Source organism: Pseudomonas sp. SWRI179, from assembly GCF_014268705.1.
Lineage (GTDB): Bacteria > Pseudomonadota > Gammaproteobacteria > Pseudomonadales > Pseudomonadaceae > Aquipseudomonas > Aquipseudomonas zanjanensis.
The window spans coordinates 26,582-47,975 of record NZ_JABWRA010000044.1 but is presented as its reverse complement, the minus strand read 5'-3'; the positions used below and the strand labels follow the sequence as shown (position 1 = coordinate 47,975).

The following is a 21,394-nucleotide window of genomic DNA, read 5'->3' as shown; positions in this document are numbered from 1 at the left end:
CTGACAAAGAGATACGAAGCGCTCAGAAACGTATTGGGCTTGCCGTGGGCCATTGCACTGGCAACTAGCGCACGTAGCCGTGTCGCCACACACAATCAGTTGAGCGAACTGTGAGCCCTGCGCCCTGTGTCATTTATTTCGCCTGTCGCTATCCGAAGCCCGGCCGGGCTGGATAGCTGGATGAATACGACCAAAGGTAGCTTCCCATGGCAAACGAATCGAAATGCCCGTTCAATCACGCCGCTGGCGGTGGCACGACGAACCGCGACTGGTGGCCGAACCAACTGAATCTGAAGATCCTGCACCAGCATTCCTCGCTGTCCGACCCCATGGGCGAGGATTTCAACTATGCCCAAGCGTTCAAGCGCCTGGACTTCCAGGCCTTGAAACAAGACCTCAATGCACTGATGACCGACTCCCAAGACTGGTGGCCGGCGGACTTCGGCCACTATGGGCCGCTGTTTGTCCGCATGGCCTGGCACAGTGCAGGCACCTACCGCACCGGTGACGGGCGCGGTGGGGCGGGTTCCGGCCAGCAGCGGTTTGCGCCGCTCAACAGCTGGCCCGACAACGTCAGCCTCGACAAGGCACGCCGGCTGCTGTGGCCGATCAAGCAGAAGTATGGTCGCAACATTTCCTGGGCCGACCTGATCGTCCTCACCGGTAACGTCGCGCTGGAGTCCATGGGCTTCAAGACCTTCGGTTTTTCCGGTGGCCGCGCCGATGTCTGGGAGCCCGATGAAGACGTCTACTGGGGTTCCGAAAACAAATGGCTGGGGGGCGATGTTCGCTACGGCAAGCCCGACAAAGCCGCCATGCAGGATCCCGGCGAAGGCCAATTGGTCGCCGAGCCTGGCAACGAAGAAAGCCGCACTGACGACGGACGCAATCTGGAGAACCCGCTGGCCGCCGTGCAGATGGGGCTGATCTACGTCAACCCGGAGGGCCCCGAGGGCCAGCCGGACCCGGTCGCCGCCGGGCTGGACATCCGCGAAACCTTCGGCCGCATGGCGATGAACGACGAAGAAACCGTGGCACTGATTGCCGGCGGCCACGCCTTCGGCAAGACCCACGGCGCGGGACCTGCGGACAATGTCGGTGCCGAGCCCGAAGCCGCCGGCCTGGAGCTGCAAGGCCTGGGCTGGAAGAGCACCTTCGGCACCGGCAAGGGCGCCGACACCATCACCAGTGGCCTGGAAGTCACCTGGACCACCACGCCTACCCGCTGGAGCAACAACTACCTGGAGAACCTGTTCGGCTTCGAGTGGGAACTGACCAAGAGCCCGGCCGGCGCGCACCAATGGACGCCGAAAAACGGTGCGGGCGCGGGGATCATTCCCGATGCCCACGACCCGGCCAAACGGCGCAACCCAACGATGCTGACCACCGACCTGGCACTGCGCTTCGACCCGATCTACGAAAAAATCTCCCGGCGCTTCCTGGAAAACCCGGAGCAACTGTCCGACGCCTTTGCCCGCGCCTGGTTCAAGCTGATCCACCGCGACATGGGCCCGCTCTCACGCTACCTCGGCCCGGAACTGCCCAACGAAGAACTGCTATGGCAAGACCCTATTCCAGCGGTCAACCATCCGCTGGTCGACGACAGCGACGTCGCCGCCCTGAAAGGCAAGCTGTTGGCCTCGGGTCTCACGGTTTCACAGCTGGTGTCTACGGCATGGGCCGCGGCCTCCACCTTCCGCGGCTCCGACAAACGCGGCGGCGCCAATGGTGGCCGCCTACGCCTGGCCCCGCAGAAGGATTGGCCGGTCAACCAGCCTGAGCAACTGGCTCAAGTGCTGGCGATCCTCGACAAGGTCCGGAGCGCGTTCAACGCCGCTCAATCCGACGGAAAGAAAATCTCCCTGGCGGACCTGATCGTGCTGGCCGGCAGCGCCGGTATTGAACAGGCGGCGAAAAATGCCGGGCTCAGCGTGACGGTTCCGTTCGCACCGGGGCGCATGGACGCGAGCCAGGAGCAGACGGACGTCGAGTCGTTCGGTTTTCTCGAGCCCATCGCCGATGGTTTTCGCAACTACCTCAAGGGGCGGTACCGCGTGTCTGCCGAGGCGCTGCTGATCGACAAGGCACAACTGCTGACCCTCAGCGCCCCGCAAATGACGGCGCTGATCGGCGGTCTGCGGGTACTGGATACTAACGTCGGCCATACGGCGCACGGTGTCTTTACCCAACGGCCAGGGACGTTGAGCAATGACTTTTTCGTCAACCTGCTGGACATGGGGGTGGAATGGAAACCACTCTCCGACACTCAGGAAACCTTTGAGGCCCGCGACCGCAAGACCGGCCAGGTCAAATGGACCGGCACCCGTGTCGACCTGGTCTTCGGCTCCAACGCCCAGCTACGGGCCTTGGCCGAAGTCTATGCCAGCGCGGATGCGCAAGAGCAGTTCGTCAACGACTTCATCGCGGCGTGGGTCAAGGTGATGAACCTGGATCGGTTTGATCTCCGGTGAAAAGTGTCCGAGGACATGGGGTCGTGCAAGGCGCCGGCCCCATGAACTTTTCTTCACCCCACGCCCCCGCGTGATTCGGTAAAGTCGCCTCGCTCATTCAAGAAACTAAGGTTTTAGCCCGCGCTCCCAGCGGGCTTTTTTTTGCCTGGCGTTCAGGCTGACGAAGGGCGTTGCCCGACACCGGTTGTTCCAAGGCCGCTCGCCCATAAAACAGCAACGCCATCAGCCAACAGCTCAACCAGACAAAGATCCCCGCCCAGAAGGTGTGGGACATGTAGTGCCAGCCCTGTAGGACTCGCGTCGTGCCATAGACAAACCCCAAGGCCAGCGCCCCATACATCACGGCTTTGGAGTGCCGCCAGCGGTAGCGCCGGGCGATGAAATACAGCGCCAACATCGTGAAGCCGCCGGATGCATGACCGCCGGGCCAGCAGCGACCGCCGCCGGCGACCTTCAGCAGGTCGAAATTCTGGAACCATTCCCTGTGCTCGATCTTGCCGGCGTATTGGGTGGTTTCCACCGGGCAATACACGCTGGTGTGGCCCTTGAGGTAATGGATGACACCGGTGCTGAGGGAAAAGGCGAAGACCACATAGAGAAAATCGCGACGGTGCCTGTGGGCAAAACGCAGCGGTTTGGTCAACCTGGCCTTGTCCAGCACACGAAGCACTGCGGGGTGTTTCTCCGGCTTGAACAACGGCCAGATAAACGACAGCAGTGCACCGACAATCGCCGCCTCGCCCGTCCAGTTCGGAATGATCCTCGCCCACTTGTGGGTGATTTGCTCGAACAGGCGCTCGTGCTGCAACGCAAAGACCTGGTGCAACGGGTCGTAGAAAAGATCGCTGATGGCGATGTCGATACGCGTCAGGTCGAACAGCAGGAACACCACGGCGGCACAGGCCAGGGGAATTCCGAGGTTGAGCCCGTAGAAACGGGCGCGAGCAGACGTCAGCATGAGCGGTCCTGATCGAGGGGAAAATTTATCGGAATGTCACCGAGCGCCAATCGGAGGCTTCGATAAAACCGAGCAATCGTGGTGCTTGTGGCTGGGCGCTGGAAACGAACAACGAAGCCCCATAGCCGAACGAGGAAGTCGGGCGCTGGAGCGCGGTTTCCATCGCCTGCATGCATTCGCTGTGGGTGACCAGGATCAGGTTGCGCCCGGCCACCTTGTGGGCCAAGGCGTTGCGCAGCAGATCATGTCGGCAGTTGAACAGCCAATCGTCACCGGCACTCACCTTGTTGAACATGTACCCCGCCGTCTGCGCCGTGCGCACCCGTGGGCTGTTGTAGAGGTCGACGTTGTCCAGGCCCAGTTGTTCGAAGCGGGCACCGAGGCCCACCGCAACGGCGCGGGCGCGGTCGGTGATGCCTTCGCGGTCATTCAGGCACGCAGCCTTGGAGTGGTCGCAGCGCTCGACATGGCGCACCAGCACAATCATCTCGCCCTTGGCCCAGCCCTCGGCCAAGGCCCGGGCGCCAGCGACGTTGCCATGGGCCAGGTCCGGCACCGCCGCCGGGCTGAGTAGCCAGAAGACCAGCGGGATGACCAGCAGCGCCGATGCCAGCACGACCATCGTGTTTTGGTAACGGGCGAAGCGACTCGTATCGATCGAGCGCGTCAGGCCGAAAAAACTCAGTCTCAGTTCCACATCAAGCCGCCCCGACGGCATCCACCCAGTGATTCGATGGCGCGACAGTAGAGAGGCCGACGTAGGCAGGCAGTGAAAGCGATGTGAAAAAAAACTTGGCGTGGGAGCAAAGCTTGCTCCCACAGATACTCGGAAAAAAACTTTCAGATCCAGGACCAGCGGCCGATACAGGCCTGCACACGTTTTTGCTGGCTCTTAACAACAACAATCTTCCAGCGTACCGACGATCAAGCAGCACAACGTTCCTGGAGGAATTGATGAACAGCTGGTTTGGCAACATTAGCGTCAACATGAAATTGGGCCTGGGCTTTGGCCTGGTGCTGGTACTGACCTGCCTGCTGGCCCTGACCAGCTGGACCAGCCTCGGCGGGCTGATCGATCGCAGTAACTGGATGAGCGACATTACCCAGCTCAACGCCGGCCTGACCAAGCTGCGCGTCGTTCGCCTGCAATACATGCTGGCCAACGGTGACGAGACCGTCGCACAAAATGTGCAGACCACCCTCGATGGTTTCGTGGCGCAACAGAACGCCTTGCTCAGCAGCTTCAAGAGCCCGGCAAACGTCAAGCTGCTCAAGGAGCAGAGCGCAGTCATCGGCGCCTATCAGGTGTCCCTGAATAAAATGCGCAGCGCCTACCGCACCGGCAACAGCGCCCGCGATGTCATGGGCACCAACGCCGAGGTCGCCCACAAGCTGATCGAGACCATCGACGCCGACGTGCGCCAGATGGCCCTCAGCGATGAACGTTTCGCCCAGTTCCAGGCCATCACCGAGGCCAAGCAGGCCTTCATGCTGGCCCGCTATGAAGTGCGCGGCTACACCGCCAACAGCAACGCCGACACTGAACGCAAGGCCGTCGCCCAACTGGACGCCGCCATCGCTTCGCTCAAGCCACTGAATGAACTTTTCTCCAGCACCCGCCAGGATGAACTGCGCCAGCTGGAAAACGCCCTGACCCAATACCGTAGCGCCGTGCAGGCTTTCAAAGCGGCCACCGCCGATGTGGTGCAGGCCCGCAAGGAAATGACCGACCAGGGCGCGACCATCGTGGCCCTGAGCGAGCAGCTGTACCAGATCCAACTCGACCGCCGCGACGCCGAAAGCGCCGAGGCCCGTACCCTGCAATTGATCAGCACCCTCCTGGCGTTGCTGGTCGGCGTCATCGCAGCCGTGATCATCACGCGTCAGATCACCGGCCCGCTGCGCGAAACCCTGGCCGTGGTCGAACGCATTGCCAGCGGCGACCTGTCGCAGAACGTCAACGTCACCCGCCGCGATGAATTGGGTGTGCTGCAACAAGGCATCGCCCGCATGGGCGTGACCCTGCGTGACCTGATCAGCGGCATCCGCGATGGCGTGACCCAGATCGCCAGCGCCGCCGAAGAACTGTCCGCCGTGACCGAGCAGACCAGCGCCGGGGTCAACAGCCAGAAAGTCGAGACCGACCAGGTCGCGACCGCCATGCACGAGATGACCGCTACCGTCCAGGAAGTGGCGCGCAACGCCGAGGAAGCCTCCCAAGCCGCGGCCGCCGCCGACGGTGAAGCCCGCGCCGGCGATCAGGTGGTCAGCGAAGCCATCGCCCAGATCGAGCGCCTGGCCAGCGAGGTGGTGCGTTCTACCGATGCGATGACCGTGTTGCAACAGGAAAGCGACAAAATCGGCGCGGTGATGGACGTGATCAAGGCCGTGGCCGAACAGACCAACCTGCTGGCGCTCAACGCCGCCATCGAAGCCGCCCGCGCCGGTGAAGCAGGCCGTGGCTTCGCGGTCGTCGCCGACGAAGTCCGTGGCCTGGCCCAGCGCACGCAGAAATCCACCGAGGAAATCGAAGGCCTGGTGGCCGGCCTGCAGAACGGCACCCAGCAAGTGGCTGCGGTGATGAACAACAGCCGCAACCTCACCGACAGCAGCGTAGCGCTGACTCGCAAGGCCGGTGTGTCACTGGAGAACATCACCCGCACGGTGTCGAACATCCAGTCGATGAACCAGCAGATCGCGGCCGCCGCCGAGCAGCAAAGCGCCGTGGCTGAAGAGATCAGCCGCAGCATCATCAACGTGCGCGACGTCTCCGAACAGACCGCCGCCGCCAGCGAAGAGACCGCTGCCTCCAGTGTGGAACTGGCGCGGTTGGGCAATCAGCTGCAGATGATGGTGAGCCACTTCCGGGTCTAACACCCTACGCACTGTGGGAGCGGGCTTGCTCGCGAAAGCGGTGGGTCAGTCAACTTCAATGCTGGCTGCCCCACCGCTTTCGCGAGCAAGCCCGCTCCCACAGGGTTTGCATCAGCACGCCCCACGAATCGCTCTTTCGTACAAATCTCCCGCCCCCGGTCCTACCGCCTTTTTTTGCCCGCTCCTGTACGGTTTTCGCTTGGACAAGCACATTCCGTTCGCACAGGAGATGGCAATACATGGACGTAAGCAACAACTTACTGTTGCATAGGCTCGTTGGCTCCCACGACGGTGAGGACGCCACAAAAACCGCTTTGAAAACCGCCCTGGAACAAATGGGCGTGACATCGGTGTTCGACATTGTGCGCATGACCAAGGCGCAGTTCGTCCAGGAAGTCGCCAGGTACTGCGATGCGAATGCCGAGCAGGCCTACGACAACGCGCAGAGCCATGCCCGAAGGATCAGTCGCTTGTACCTGGAGCATCAACTCTCCTCCAGCGACGCCAAGCCCCGTGTCCGACGCAGCCTGGATTCAGACCCAACATCAGAGCCGATCAGCTATCAAGGGCTGTTCCAGGAAAACTGGGATCAATTCTGCAAGGACGGTGACATCGCCGCGATCGACTCGCCCGTGGCCTACCTGCGTGCACTGTACCTGTTCGCCAGGCGGCTGGAAGGCGGCTCCACGGATGGCCGCAAGATATCCCTGGCATCACGTCGAGCGGATCTCGACATACTGATGCTCGATCCACAGAGTGCCTTGGTTCCACGCCCCATGCTCAACATTGTCAACGACACGTTGCGCAGCCATATCGAGGCCAGTCTCGATAAGGGGACGACAGTCCATCAGGCATTGGCCAGCGCGCACTATCCCTTTTCATTGCCCTATGACCTGCACCATCATCAATGCCTGCTTGGGTTGGGCTCAGGCAAACCAACCTTGGGCGAAGTGGATTACCGGATCAGTCTCAAGCTTCCGTTTTGCCAGGACGGCTCAACGTACGGGGAAGTTTCGCAATCACGTATCGAAGCTCAAAAACTGCTTTCAGGGCTCAGTCCGCAGCAGCAGAAAATCTTGCTCGCACCGCTCGCTTCGCAAACCGATTTCGAAGTCCTGGAAATATCCTACGGCACTGAAGAAGTTGGGCGCCTGGGCGATCTCGAATTCTTCAAGGAACGCACCGGGCTTACGACGGAACAGGTCGAGCAACTACTGGGGCATGGCCGGTACAGCCCTCATGTCTCGTCCAACAGCCCGCCCTCGACTCGTAGCCGCCAGGACGCTACTTACATCAATGGCCCCTACTCGTCCCCGGCCCTACAGCTTGAAACCCAAACGACCCGACAAGGGTTCAGTCACAAGTCCTTCGAACGTTTCGACCGCATGCAGCGAATGATCCGCCTGCAGCAATGGACGGGTATTTCCTTTGCCGAACTGGATACTTTGCTCATCAATATCATGTATTCGGAAGGCAACACCGCGATGACACTCAGCGCCAATACCTTGCGAGCGCTTGGGGTCTATCAGTACATGACGCGGCGCCATGGCATCACAGCAGACGAGTTTGCCTCGCTCATCAGCGAAATGCCGGCTCGCGCTAGCGCAGAGCGTATTTCGTTGTTTGACCAGGTATTCAATCGCACCCGCCTGCTCGAAAGCCCTGCGTGGGAAGGGCAGGCGACGGATCTCGAAACCACCGACCTAAAGATGCTCAGCTATCTCGGCGCGGGCCTGGGACTTGCCATCACTGAAGATGCGTTGTTGCTGCTTGTGAAACAGACTGAAAAATACCTGCCATTGAAACAGGATTTGCCGACGATCTCCTCGCTCTACCGTCAGGCCCGTATCGCACGGATGTTCGGACTATCGCCTCTTGAGTGCACGGAACTGGCTCGGTTACTCGGTGGGGATAAGTTCTGTCGGGCGTTGGTGACGGGGGCACTGGACACTACGTCCCCCGACATTCTCGACGTACTGATGGCGATGGATTGGGCAGTGGACTGGCTCAAGCAAAACCATCTCGATGTGCTGGCGTGGTGTCGCCTGTTCGACACTTCCCGAGATGACTTACCGTTGAATCAAAATCTGCAAAACCGACTGGCCGCACTTCGAGAGCACGCCAAGCTCACCAGAGACGACCAACGCCTGGTAGAAACACTGCTGCACGATAGCGATGACTTGTCCGCCGAGTATTCCCCCTTCGTGATGAAAATGGCCGAGACGAATGCCGAGGAAATTGTCGAGGCCATCATCGCACCTGACGGCGAAGTCTCCCCGTTGCTGGCACGCGTGCTTCGCACCGCGCAAGCCTGCCAGAACTTACATCTGAGCAGCGGCACGCTACAGACATTGATGGACCACCCCACGTGGTTAGCCTCGAACAGTTCGGGAACGCTTAAACCCCAAACGTTGTATTTACTCGAACGGTTCAGTCATTGCGCAAGACATCAGGCGCAGTCAGAAGAAAACCTGTTGCATTACTTCCAACTCGCCAATCAAGACCTGTCACAACATTCAGCGGAGATAGCCAACGGACTGTTGGCCCACCTGCTGGGCTGGAACGTTGAGCAAGTGAGTTGTCTGACAGCCCAACTGCCTTCAGGACGCGCCACCACCATGCAAGATGTGGATTGGGTCATGCGCTGCCAGGCGTGTTGCATGAGTACTGGCCTGTCGGCAAGCCTGCTGCTCAAGACCGCCGCACTCAATAACGACAGCCTAGTGCAGGACTGGAAAATAGTCGGTGAAGGCCTGATCGCTGCGAGCCATTGAAGTGCACATTTTTTATTCAAGGATTGAATATGACCGTTGCCATGAAAAAGCAGCTGGATGAAAGCCTGCGCGATGCGCAGTTGGCGTTCTACCTACACAAAATCGCGCCGGGCAAAAGCTTGCCAGGAACAGTGCGACTCAAGACTGCCCGAGACCTTTATGAATACTGGCTGCTGGACGTGCTGGTCAGTCAGGATGTGCCCACCACGCCTGTGGCCTGCGCCATTGCCAGCCTTCAGCAATACATCAATCGCATCCTGATGAATATGGAGCCTGGCTACGACCAGGCAAACATCACGCCCGAGCAGATGCAAACGTGGCGCAACGAGATGCATCAATATCCCGTTTGGGCGGCTCATCAAAAGCTGCTCTATTTCCCTGCAAGTTACCTGGACCCTGTCCTGAGAAATAACAAGAGCGACAATTTCCAGCAGTTGGAAAACGAGCTCAACCAGAACCGGATCCAGGCTGAAGCGGTTCAATCGGCGGTCATGGCCTACCTGACCCGATTCGAAGAAATCGCCAACCTGAATATTCTCAATGGCTACATCGACGGTGCAGATTTTGCCAACAGCACCTATTACTTTATCGCCAAGTCCCGCACTGAAAGCACCTACTTCTGGCGCTCGTTGAACATGGGGCAACGTCCGCTGGACGGTACGTTACCGCCGCCCCCTGCCGTCGCCACCAAACTGGACCAGCCGGATCCGAACGCTTGGTCGGACTGGGAAAAAACCGATGTGCCCATTTCCGAAAGCGCCGTCGAACACTCGATTCGTCCTGTTTGGTTCAACAATCGTCTGTTCGTTATCTGGGCGGAATGTATCCACCAGGATCAGTCGGCTTCCAACGCCTCTTCAGACGCCGAAGCCACGCCCCACCATGTGAGTCATCCGCTACTGCGCTTGTGCTATTGCTTTAAAAAACAAGATGGAAGTTGGAGTACACCGCGCGTAGGCCTGCAAGGTTATGGCAACGACGATACGCTTGCAGACAAGGACATGGATACGATCAAGTCGTTGGTAAATACTGTTGCGGTACCGCATCGCAAAGACGCGAGCGACGTGCTCTTTCTCTCCTTGTGTGCCTATGAGCCAAAAGCCGAAACACAATCTTCTCACACCGATAATTTAATTTTTATTGGCACAACCTGTATCTGCAGAAACTTGCTGAGCCTTCCCGTTCGTTTAGCCACGACAAAGGGAACAGCCCAAGATAAATACAACGCCTACTCTACTGAGGAAAAATCCCATATCGACTCCAGCACCCGTCGATTCCAAACAAGAGCAGCCTCACAAGAAAAAATTATAATTTCGGATGCTGCCCAACCCAGGAACATGAAGCTTTCCAAGTCGGATATTTTTTCTTACCAGAAGCAAATAACCTTCACGACTCCTTCTTTTCGAACGCTACGTATAGCTACAAATCGTCGCCTTACCCCCCCCGTCCATAATGAGTCTTATGGTAAAACGATCACTTTCTCTATTACTTCATCGGTTCTTCGTACTCCCAGAGTTACGCTTGAACTGAAAATCCCTGCCGACCGCCTTGCCGAAACACCTTATATAAGGCTTAGTCTGGGTTCGAGACTCCATATAGTCCACAATAATTTGCTCGATGAGCGAACCCATACATTGTCGCTCGGGGACCTAACCGACGTTCTCAAAGATAATCAAAACTCACCAGGCTTCAAATTATCCAACAGCAATAAAAGTCTTTATGGGCGATTCATTTCGACAGCCGCGTTACGATACTTGATGAACTTGGTCGACAGCGGCGTTGATGATCGCCAGGGCAGCACACATATAGAAGGCATCAAATTACAGGAAAAAACATCCAAACCTTACGATTTTGGCAAAATATCCCTATCACTCTCTGAGCAGCTACTGATTCAATATGTAATTCTTCGTCCCGACTCTACGCCTGAAACAACGCATACGAAGCTAACCGTGAAAGCGGAGTCTTCCGCAGGCCGAGAGCTGCCGAATGCTTTCGAATACACTTGGAACGAAGGAGACATTTCGGATAATGATATTGTCTATTGCGGAATAGCACTGATTCGCCCAAGCGAACCCGAAAAAAAAATCTACTCCGCCCTTAAAGCTATCAAAATCAATCTGGCCCCTACGACCTCTAAATCTCCGGATATCAAATCGACCTCCAGCCTAGGGACTATCCAGTACATTGACTTTGCCAACTCTAGCATTGAAAAAAACGACACAGAAAAACAAAAGCGTCAGCCGATCAGGTTGAACACCGTGTTCGTCACGGAACTGATCAGTCGCACCGAAAGCAGCCTGAACGAATTGTTCGACTACACAACACAACTCCTGCCTGAACCTGCCATACCCGACGGAACCAACAACGAAATGGACTTCCACGGCCCTTACGGCCGTTACTTCACCGAACTTTTCCTCTACTTGCCATGGCTGGTCGCCCATCGCTTGAACGCCGAACAGCGCTACGAGGAGGCTGAGCGCTGGTTGCGCCGCATCTTCGATCCAGGTCTCGGCCAAGAACGCTGCTGGAGGGCCGTTCCATTAATCAATAGCAGTACTCCTTCATATGTAGACCAGGCGCCCCATGACCCTCATCAGATCGCGCTCAGTCATCCAGCGCACTTTCGCAAGGCGCTGTACTTCCTGTACCTCGACATCCTGATCAACCGAGGCGACGCCGCCTACCGCGAACTGACCCCTGACAGCCTCAGCGAGGCAAAGCTGTGGTACGTGCGGGTGCTGGATCTGTTGGGACCACGCCCAATCGTTCAAACGGTCGATCATTGGACTTTCCTCAGCCTACAAGCGTTGAGCGAAGAGACCAGTGGCGACTTACGTGACTTTGAAAAATCATCTGCCCATTCTCAACCGTCAGGGTCGGTTCATGAGGGCACTTCACACCCGCCCTTGCCAACCATCGACAGCCCGCATTTGCGCCTGCCGTTTCACCCGCAGTTGCTCCGGTGCTGGGACATTGCAGAAAGCCGCCTGTACAACCTGCGGCACAACCTCGACATTGCTGGCAAACCGCTGCATCTGCCGATATTCGCAGCGCCTCTGGACCCTCGCGAATTGCTCAGCCCCGCGGTCTTGAATACTTTGAACAATACGGTTCGACGGTTGCCGGGCACAGCTATCCCGCACTATCGGTTCTCGGTCATGCACAACCAGGCCTTGAGCGCAGTAGAAAGCCTCAGCCAATTTGGCGCCACGCTGCTGTCGCTGATCGAGCGCAAGGAGCAGGCACAGCTACAAGAGCTACAGCAGCAGCAAGCCTGGAACCTGGCGAAAATTTCGGTCGACCTGCAACGCCAAGCAGTGAATATCGATCGTCAAAATCGCCAGGCGCTGCTCGCCAGCCAGGCAATTGCTCAAAACCGCTTAACCCATTACAAAAAACTGCTGGACGATGGCCTAAGTCGCAAGGAAATGGACGTCAGTGTGTACTCCATATCCAGCGGTTCGTTTGAGGCTGCTGCATTGGCCTTCCAAGTCGCGGCGGGGTATACGATGCTGGCTCCAAACATGGTGGGGATTTGTTGTGTTGGCGGCAGCCGTTGGGAGGGGCCGTTGCTCTCCGCCTCTGCGGCCGCCCATAGCGCCGCGATCATAAACCGCACGATCGCGGCCGACCTCGACCGTCAGGCCATATTCGATCGCCGCCGGGAGGATTGGAGTCACGCCTATGATCAATCACAGCTCGAACTGGCCCAGATTGACGCACAACTGGCGCAATTCACCGAGCAGGAAACCGCCACTCGCCTGCAACTGCGCCTGGCCGAAACAACCCTGAGCCAAACCAAGGCCAACTACGACTTTCTAAGCAAGCGCTTTACCAAAGCACAGTTGTACCAATGGCTGAACAGCCAGTTTGCCGCCCTCTATCGCCTGGCCTACGACACCACGCTGGCCCTGTGCTTCGCCGCCGAGAATTGCTGGCAATACGAAATTGCCGATTTCACCAGGCGATTCATCCAACCCGACACATGGAATACCACCTATCGAGGACTTGGAGCAGGCGAGCAACTGAAACTCAGCCTGTTGAACATGCAGGTCGAATATTTGCGCCGCAGCGAGCGAGAGTTGGAGATCCGCAAGACGATTTCACTGCGTCAATTGCAGAGCCAGAGCACGGATTCGGCGATAAACAAACAGTGGGCAGACATTCAAGCCAATCTGCTGAAGACCGGTAAATGCGATTTCGAGCTGACCCACAAGCTATTCGAAGACGATTACAAAGAACAGAAACATTATCTACGTCGCATCAAAACCATCAGCGTTTCCTTGCCAGCCGTGGTCGGTCCGTACGAAAACATCCGGGCCACGCTGACCCAGGTCTCCAGCAAAGTATTCATGTCCCCTGATGACTCGAGCAAGGTCATGAAGGACCTACGCGCCAACCAACAGATCGCCCTTTCCACCGGTGTCGACGACAACGGCCTGTTCACCCTGAACTTCAACGATGAACGCTACCTGCCGTTCGAATACACCGGCGCGATCTCCAAGTGGCAACTGACCTTCCCCAATCCTGAAGCACAAAAAGACCTGCTGGAATCATTGACCGACATCATCGTGCACGTGAGCTATACGGCCAGGGCCGGGGGTGCGCAATGAACGAGCAACCCGCATTGCCGGTTACCGCGCCGGCCCTGCCCAAAGGCGGCGGTGCCATCCACAGCATTGGCAGGGGGTGGGGAAACGTCGGCGCCCACGGCACCGCGTCCTATGAGATTGCATTGCCGATTTCGCCAGGACGAGGCTTTGCTCCGTCCTTGTCCTTAAGTTACGGCAGCTCGGCCGGCAACGGCGTGTTCGGTATCGGCTGGGGACTGTCGCTGCCCAGCGTGGCGCGACGCACCAGCAAGGGCGTGCCCACCTATAGCGATGATGACGAGATCGTCGGTCCCAGCGGCGTGGTCTGGTTGCCCGAACACGGCATCAGTCCAATCCAAGTCAATCGCTACAAGGGTCTGAATTTGGGCATGAGCTTTACGGTGACGCGTCACCTGCCAAGAATAGAAAGCAGTTTCGACCGGATTGAACATTGGGCATCGGAGGGGGATAAACCAGGGTTCTGGCTTGTGCACGGGGCCGATGGCAGTCTCCATGTCTACGGGAAAACTCCGCAGTCGCGACGGACCGATCCCCAGGACGCAAGCCGCGTAGGCGAGTGGCTGCTGGAGGAAAGCCTGAATACACATGGCGAGCACATTCAATATGTGTACGCGGGAAATGGCGGGAGCCAACGCTATTTGAGCCATGTGCGCTATGGCAATGTGAAGGCCGACGCCAGCCTTTATGCTTGGAAAACAGATCCGCCCACACAGGAGCAATGGCACTTCGAGTTGGTGTTCGACTACGGTGAGCGAAACACCGAATACAAGACAAAACCACGCTATGAAGCACTGCAACCGCAAAAACGTAGCGATGCGTTTTCCATCTTTGCCTACGGTTTCGAACTACGTACCGATCGCCTATGTCGCCAGGTATTGATGTTTCATCGCTTCCCCAAGTTGAGCGCTGATCCTGTTCTCGTACGGCGTGTGCTGCTTGAGTACCGCCAGACCTCCCTCGGATATAACCTCCTGAGTGCAGCGCACGACCAAGCGTTCGGCGACGGAGCAGTGCCTCAAAGTCGTCCTCCCTTGGAATTTCGCTACAGCGAGTTCAACGGCCTGACCGATGGTGGCGCCTGGAAACGTTTTGAGGGCGTGCCAGGGCTCGACGGCGAACAGGGTTTTCAACTGGTGGATTTGTACGGTGAAGGGTTGCCCGGCGTGCTCCATCGACGCGCGGCAGGCTGGTATTACCGTGAACCCATGCGCGCTAAAGCCAAGACTGATGAAGTGGCTTACGGTCAGTGGCAAGAGCTGCCCAAGACGCCTGTCACCGACACAGCGAAAACGCTGCACCAAACATTGAGTGACCTCACAGGCGACGGCCGCCTGGACTGGATCATTGCCCAACCGGGGCTCAGCGGTTTCTTTTCGCTCGGAGCGGATCGCAAGTGGTCGAACTTCGCGACCTTCCAGGCGTTTCCTAGCGAATTCTTCAGTCCGAAAGGGAATCTGGCCGACCTGATGGGTGAAGGGCTCAGCGACCTTGCCCTAATAGGCCCACGCAGCGTTCGCTTGTATGCCAACCAGCGCGAGGGTGGTTTCGCCGCGGCGCGTGAAGTTCATCGCGACGACGATGACGATGCCCTGCCGGTATTCAACGGGTCGCCTTGCGAGCTGGTGGCGTTCAGTGACCTGCTCGGCAGTGGCCAGCAACACCTGGTGCGCATTCGCCACGACGAAGTGAAGTGCTGGCCAAACCTGGGCCATGGGCGATTCGGCAAAGGCATCGTGTTGGATTTTCCGGGCCTCGCCTACTCCACCTTCGATGCCTCGCGCATCCGTCTCGCGGACCTGGATGGTTCCGGTGCCGCCGACCTGATCTATCTGCAAGCGGATCGAATGCTGATCTTCATGAACCGCTGTGGCAATGGCTTCGCTCCCGCAGTTGAGCTGCCCTGGCCGGCCGGCCTGCGCTACGACAATTTATGCCAGGTAAGCGTCGTCGACCTGCAAGGGCTGGGTTGCTCCAGCTTGGTGTTGAGCATGCCGCATCTGACCCCTGCGCAACATTGGCACTACGGTTTTGTCGACGAAAAACCCTATCTGTTGACCGTCACTTACAACAACATGGGCGCCGCCAACCGCATCACTTATCGCAGCTCGGCCCAGGAATGGCTGGACGAGAAAGCCTCGAGGGTCATAGCCAAAAAGTCACTGGCCTGCCATGTACCGATGCCCCTGCATCTGGTATCGCGCCTGGTCCAGAGGGACGAGATCACCGGTAATCGCCTGACCCAGCGCTTTGCCTATCGCCAAGGTTATTACGATGGCGCCGAACGGGAGTTCCGCGGCTTCGGCTTGCTGATACAAACCGACAATGAAACCTATCCCAACGATGCCGATTCGCCAGGTTTCACAGAGCCTTGCTTGAAAAAAAGCTGGTTTCATACCGGCCAGGCATTGGACATGGACCGACGCGACTATCACGGTGCCGATTCGCAAGCCAAGGCGTTAGGTAAAGCGTTACTGTGCCGATACAAAGATGAAGAAAATGCCGACGCATTGGTTGACGCGCCGGACGAAGCGACCAGGCTTGAGATGTGCCGCGCCCTGAGCGGTCATTTACTGCGCAGCGAGACATACGCAGGGAGCGATCCCAAGACGCTGTACTCGATTCAGGAAAATCGTTATCGGGTTCGCCTGCAACAGCCCCCCCAAGGCCCGCGGCGCTATGCTTCCCTGTTGCCACTGCTGCTGGAATCCATCAGCTACCAATACGAAGGCCAGAGCGACGATCCACAATGCCAGCACCTGATCAATTTGCAGCATGACCCGTACGGTGCGGTCACTCACAGCGTGAACGTCCACTACGCCCGACGCAAAACGGCTGATGATGCCGCACCATTCAGCGACCCGGACCAGCAACAATGGTGGCAGGACGCTCATGACCCCGCGCAACAGTTCTACTACCTGACGCAAACTCGCGCCGAATTCATCAACCTGCAAGCACCTCAAGGATGGCGCCTGGGTTTGCCTTATCACCAGCGGACCAACGCGTTGAAACTATCCAAGACACCTGATGACGGAGGGCGGGCATCGAAGGATATTACTTATGAGAGACTTATCGAATGCGTCAGGAAACGAAGCTGGGCTGCCCAGGCCGTTCTCACCGGTCTGTCCGTAACACGCTACAAAAAGACATCTGCCAACGAAACACTGCCGGACGGCAACGCCAGCTTCGAAGCCCTGGTCGACCATCTGGAAACCGCCGAGCTGGACGAAACCGCCCTACAAGCCTTCCATCTAGAACCGCCCGTATCTCAACCCGACGACAAAATGCTCACGGAGCTTGGCTATCAATCCATGGCTGAGTTCCTGGCCACAGCCAGACCAGTTGGCAAGCTCTGGTCAGTCAAAAGTGGCTTCTCGACCTACGCCGGCTTGGAAGGTTTCTACAAAACCAAGACCGTGCAGTCGAGCAACAGCCACGGCGTGACCAAGATCAGCTACGACCCATACACTTGCTTTGTGACCGGGTTCGAACTGCCCGATGGCTGCACGACCAAGGCGCAATACGATTACCGTAGTCTCCTGCCCCAATGGGTCAAAGACCCCAACGGTAACGTGCAGGAATGCCTTGCCGATGCCTTCGGCCAGATACTGGCCAGTACCTTTTACGGCGACGAGAACAACAACCCCGTTGGTTTCAAACCGATCGCGGCGTTCAAGCATTCGCCTAAAAGCCCGGCAGAAGCGATCACGCAGAGCAAGGACCCGTTGCTGGACGCCGCCACCGCTATCTATTACGCACCATTCAGTTGGATGGGAAACCTATCGGCGACAGCCCTGAAAGACACCGACTGGCTAGCGCGATGTGTGACCAAAGGCGACGTACTACCAACCGGGCAAATCCGCGCTTCGGCTCGCGCGCGGCTGTCGAAACTCAAGGTACTTTCTGCCGACGATAAAAAACTGAAACACGAAATTCGCACTTCGAAACGTGAGCCGATCCACATCGCCACACTCGTTGCCGATCGTTACCCCGATGACGACCAGAAACAAATCCGTATCGCCATGACGTGCTTCGATGGCTTTGGTCGCCTGTTGCAAAGTAAGCAGCGGGTCGAACCAGGCATCGCTTACATCGTGGATGCCAAGGGCGAACTGACACTCAACGAGGACGGCAAACCTCTGGAACAGATCACCGCAACGCGCTGGCACGTCAGCGAACGGGTGGAATACAACAGCAAGGGCTTGGCGATCCGGGTTTACCGCCCCTATTTTGCTGACCAGCATCGCTACATCAACGACAAATCCTTTCGGCAGTTCGGCCATTGCGACCAGCAGTTCTACGATGCACTGGGCCGCCCTACCCACACCCGTCTCGCCAAACAGAATGGACTTTCCTGGATGCGCCGGCAGACCCGTCATCCGTGGTACACCGTGGACGAGGACGAAAACGACACGCTGGAAGAAGTCATGGCCGAACATGCCCCGACAGCTGGAGGTGAGGCATGAGCCCACGACTTCATTACAAGACTCCCGCCATCAACGCCGTCGATGGTCGCGGCCTGCCGGTGCGCCATGTCGCTTACTGCCGAAGCAAGGAAGGCGAAAAACCCCAGATGCGCGCCAGCCGGCAAGAGTACGACGTCGCCGGGCGGCTGATTACCCAGCGCGACCCTCGGCTTGCCAACGCAACTGACGCCAACCTTGCGACCGTCTACAGCCTGTCCGGCAAACCATTGCGAGTAAACAGCGTCGACGCCGGATGGCACCTGAACTTGCCCGGCGACGCCGGACAGATTTTGCGCAGTTGGGATCAGCGAGGAAACCACTGGCAATCGACTTACGACAACCAACTGAGACTGATCACAGTCGAGGAGCAAGCTGCGGGAAAAGAGCTGCGTAAAGTCGAGTGCTTGAGCTATGGCGACAGCTCGCAGGAATCGGCGGCGCTCAATCAATGCGGCGCGCTCATTCGCCACGACGACAGCGCGGGCACGTTGATCGTCGACGAATATGCGTTATGCGGTAAACCGCTTGGCCAGACAAGGCACATGCTGATCGAGGCTGCACAACCTGACTGGCCAACCGACTTGAACGATCGTGATGGTCTTCTCGAAAAGGGCGAAGGCTACAAAACGAGTTGGTCCTATGACGCACTGGGACACATCATCCAGCAGACCGATGCCGCTCGACACGAACAGCACTACACCTTCGATGTCGCGGGCCAACTCAAATCCGCGAGCCTGAAAATAAAAGGCACCGAGGCTAAAAAAAAGATCGTCGAGAACCTCGTCTACAACGCATTCGGCCAAGTCGAATCGCAAACCGCCGGCAATGGTGTAACGAGTCGCGCGATGTTCGATCCAGCCAGCGGGCGACTTACGTCGCTCAGCGCATCGATGCCTGGCAAAACCTTGCAAGAACTCCACTACACCTACGACGCCGTGGGGAACGTGCTGCAAATTACCGACAACGTCCAACCGGAGCGTTTCAACAGCAATCAACGGGTAAAACCCGTCAGCACCTTCACCTACGACAGCCTCTACCAGTTGACCAGCGCCACGGGGCGTGAGGCCGCCGGATTGACCGCGCCCCCCGGTCTTCCAGGCACCGGTAGGATTTCATTCGACCCTACGCAACTGTTCAACTTTACCGAGCAATACACCTACGACGACGGCGGCAACCTGACCGAGCTGCGTCATGTACGCGACGGGAATAATTACACCCGCACATTGAACGTCGCCGCCGCCAGCAATCGCCTCGCGTCTTGGAGCCAGGGCGACGACACAACAACCAGAATAACGATGGACTTCGATGCCAACGGCAACCTGCAGGCCCTATGCCCAGGCCAGCCATTGGCGTGGAATAGCCGCAACCAACTAGATTGCGTGGTGCTGGTCAAGCGTGAAAACCGTGCCGACGACACCGAGCATTATGCCTATGACAGCAGCGGCCAACGCGTGCGCAAGATCAAGACAACCCATACCGCGGCGATGTCCCACACAGAGGAAGCCCGTTATCTGCCGGGCCTCGAAATCCGTACCCGTCATAACGAGCGCCTGGAGGTCATCACCCTGCAAGCCGGGCGCTGCAGCGTGCGTTACCTGCATTGGACCGAAGGCCGACCGTCCGGGATCGCGGCCAATCAACTGCGCTATAGCCTCGATGATCATCTGGGTTCCAGCTCACTGGAACTCGACGACAAGGCCGACCTGATCAGCCAGGAAAGTTACCTGCCCTATGGAGGAACCGCTTGGGTGGCATCCCGTTCGGCCGTGGAAGCCGATTACCGGACCATTCGTTATTCCGGCAAGGAGCGCGATGCCAGCGGGTTGTATTACTACGGGCATCGGTACTATGCGCCTTGGTTGCAACGCTGGATCAGTCCCGATCCGGCCGGGGCGGTGGATGGATTGAACCTGTACTGCATGGTGGGAAACAATCCCGTGAGATTCAGCGATCATCAGGGCTTGATCAAAGTTGAGAAAACGCTCGATAAAAAAGGCAAGCCTCGACCGATGGAAAAGTTCAGGCAATCAGGTAGGGAGCACTCTGAAGAAATATTGCGTAGCGTCTCACTGAACAGCAAACCCAAGGCAGGAGGGCTAAGCAGAAAGAGCGAGCTGAAGAACGCCAAATCCGAGAGCAATCTAGTCGCACATTCTTATGGCTTTATCAAAAGCGATAACATTGCAATCAGCGAAGCTTATAACCTACCGAAACCTTCGGGCAGCATCAGGGGTTATAGCAGCGCGACGGTGGAACTTCGAGGATCCAGTTTGGCTAACGATGAAGATCGCAAGTACTACTTGGACTATGGAACTTTCTCAATCAAAGACACGCAGGCATACCTAAACGAAATAGCAATTCAATACGACGGCGCATCAAGCCCTCACAACGTGACAGTCTCCGACCATTTGCTGATGGACTCCCCCCTCCTGAGCAGAACCGCCGAAAACGCCCACCAGCTACAGGTTCGCACGAAAGAGATGATCGCAAGCCATATCGACAACATGGGCGGAATCCTGCCAGCACGTGCGAGTGCGCCCGGGACCCATGCCGAGGTTCGAGTAGTCAACACGATCGTCGCACTCTGGCCGGACCGCGCTGAACGGATGCTTTCTGAGACCGTGATATACACCGATAAATTGAGAGGCACCGCAGAAGACTTCATAGCCTGCATCAACTGCTCCGGCATCATTCCCAGTGAGGTGTCGATACCCAGTAAGCGGATGGTTTTCGAATACGATCAATACAAAACGCAGCTCAGAAGTTACCTTGACCGAAATCCGCACCCGTCAACAGCCCCACGGCCAGGAAGTAGTCAAGCCAGAAAATAGCGCGACTCAGACACTGATGCCGTTGGTATGCACCAACCGATTCCCAAACGGATCACTGATCGCCATGTCCTGGCTACCCCAGGGCATGGCCTGCCTAAGCGATCAGATCAAACCCTCTACTCGGCCTGCCAGGGATCAATCACCTCAACCCCGGAAAACTCAAAATCCCGCAGATCGAAGCGCCATGAGCTCGGCAAATAGCGGCGATCTGCGCATCGGCCATCGACACGCCTCGCCTCCTTGCTTCGCAGTTCGCCACCAGCGTCGCGTACTCAACAGCGGCATGGGCGTCAAACGGAAATATTCGCCCAACGAAGTCTTCTTCGAACATCGCCATCGCATGGGCTTCAAGTTTTCGAATGGTGATGCTGGCCATGATGCCCCCTGCAATCCATGAAATCATTGAAATC

Annotated in this window: 8 protein-coding genes and 2 pseudogenes; 6 read left to right on the top strand and 4 right to left on the bottom strand. The window is 57.7% G+C overall.

Features of this window, described 5'->3' with window-relative positions:
* Positions 1–206 precede the first annotated feature (206 nt).
* Positions 207–2,471: a catalase/peroxidase HPI gene (katG, locus tag HU767_RS22080; protein ID WP_186730467.1), complete on the top strand. Its 2,265-nt coding sequence runs from the start codon at positions 207–209 to the stop codon at positions 2,469–2,471.
* A gap of 97 nt (positions 2,472–2,568) precedes the next feature.
* Here the strand turns inward: katG and HU767_RS22075 are convergent, their stop codons facing one another.
* Both HU767_RS22075 and HU767_RS22070 read right to left on the bottom strand, forming a co-directional pair.
* Entirely contained in the window at positions 2,569–3,429 is an 861-nt protein-coding gene (locus HU767_RS22075; RefSeq protein WP_186730466.1) for a phosphatase PAP2 family protein, read from the bottom strand.
* A gap of 25 nt (positions 3,430–3,454) precedes the next feature.
* The gene (locus HU767_RS22070) at positions 3,455–4,147 is read right to left on the bottom strand and encodes a histidine phosphatase family protein (RefSeq protein ID WP_186730465.1); all 693 of its coding nucleotides are present in this window, start codon (positions 4,145–4,147) and stop codon (positions 3,455–3,457) included.
* Between the two features lie 236 nt (positions 4,148–4,383).
* Between HU767_RS22070 and HU767_RS22065 the strand changes: the two genes are divergently transcribed.
* The 5 genes from HU767_RS22065 to HU767_RS22045 all read left to right on the top strand — a co-directional run bounded on the left by HU767_RS22065 (position 4,384) and on the right by HU767_RS22045 (position 20,984).
* On the top strand, positions 4,384–6,303 hold the full coding sequence (locus HU767_RS22065; RefSeq protein ID WP_186705947.1) for a methyl-accepting chemotaxis protein: 1,920 nt from the start codon (positions 4,384–4,386) through the stop codon (positions 6,301–6,303).
* Positions 6,304–6,542: 239 nt separating this feature from the next.
* Positions 6,543–9,077, top strand: coding sequence for a Tc toxin subunit A (locus HU767_RS22060; RefSeq protein WP_186730464.1), 2,535 nt, complete (start codon positions 6,543–6,545; stop codon positions 9,075–9,077).
* A gap of 29 nt (positions 9,078–9,106) precedes the next feature.
* Positions 9,107–13,690 carry a neuraminidase-like domain-containing protein gene (locus tag HU767_RS22055; protein ID WP_186730463.1) on the top strand — a complete coding sequence of 1,528 codons (4,584 nt, stop codon included), beginning with the start codon at positions 9,107–9,109 and terminating at the stop codon, positions 13,688–13,690.
* Positions 13,687–18,153 (top strand): SpvB/TcaC N-terminal domain-containing protein, encoded by a 4,467-nt coding sequence (locus HU767_RS22050; RefSeq protein ID WP_186730462.1) that lies wholly within the window; start codon positions 13,687–13,689, stop codon positions 18,151–18,153. The genes HU767_RS22055 and HU767_RS22050 overlap by 4 nt, the downstream gene beginning before the upstream one ends.
* On the top strand, positions 18,150–20,984 hold the full coding sequence (locus HU767_RS22045) for an RHS repeat-associated core domain-containing protein (protein WP_186730461.1): 2,835 nt from the start codon (positions 18,150–18,152) through the stop codon (positions 20,982–20,984). Before HU767_RS22050 ends, HU767_RS22045 begins: the two co-directional genes overlap by 4 nt.
* Before the next feature lie 6 nt (positions 20,985–20,990).
* On the opposite strand, the pseudogene HU767_RS22040 reads toward HU767_RS22045, so the two are convergent.
* Both HU767_RS22040 and HU767_RS22035 read right to left on the bottom strand, forming a co-directional pair.
* A pseudogene (locus tag HU767_RS22040) lies at positions 20,991–21,077 on the bottom strand (VOC family protein); the annotation flags it as partial.
* Positions 21,078–21,100: 23 nt separating this feature from the next.
* Positions 21,101–21,342 (bottom strand): annotated as a pseudogene (locus tag HU767_RS22035) (VapC toxin family PIN domain ribonuclease); the annotation flags it as partial.
* Positions 21,343–21,394 lie beyond the last annotated feature (52 nt).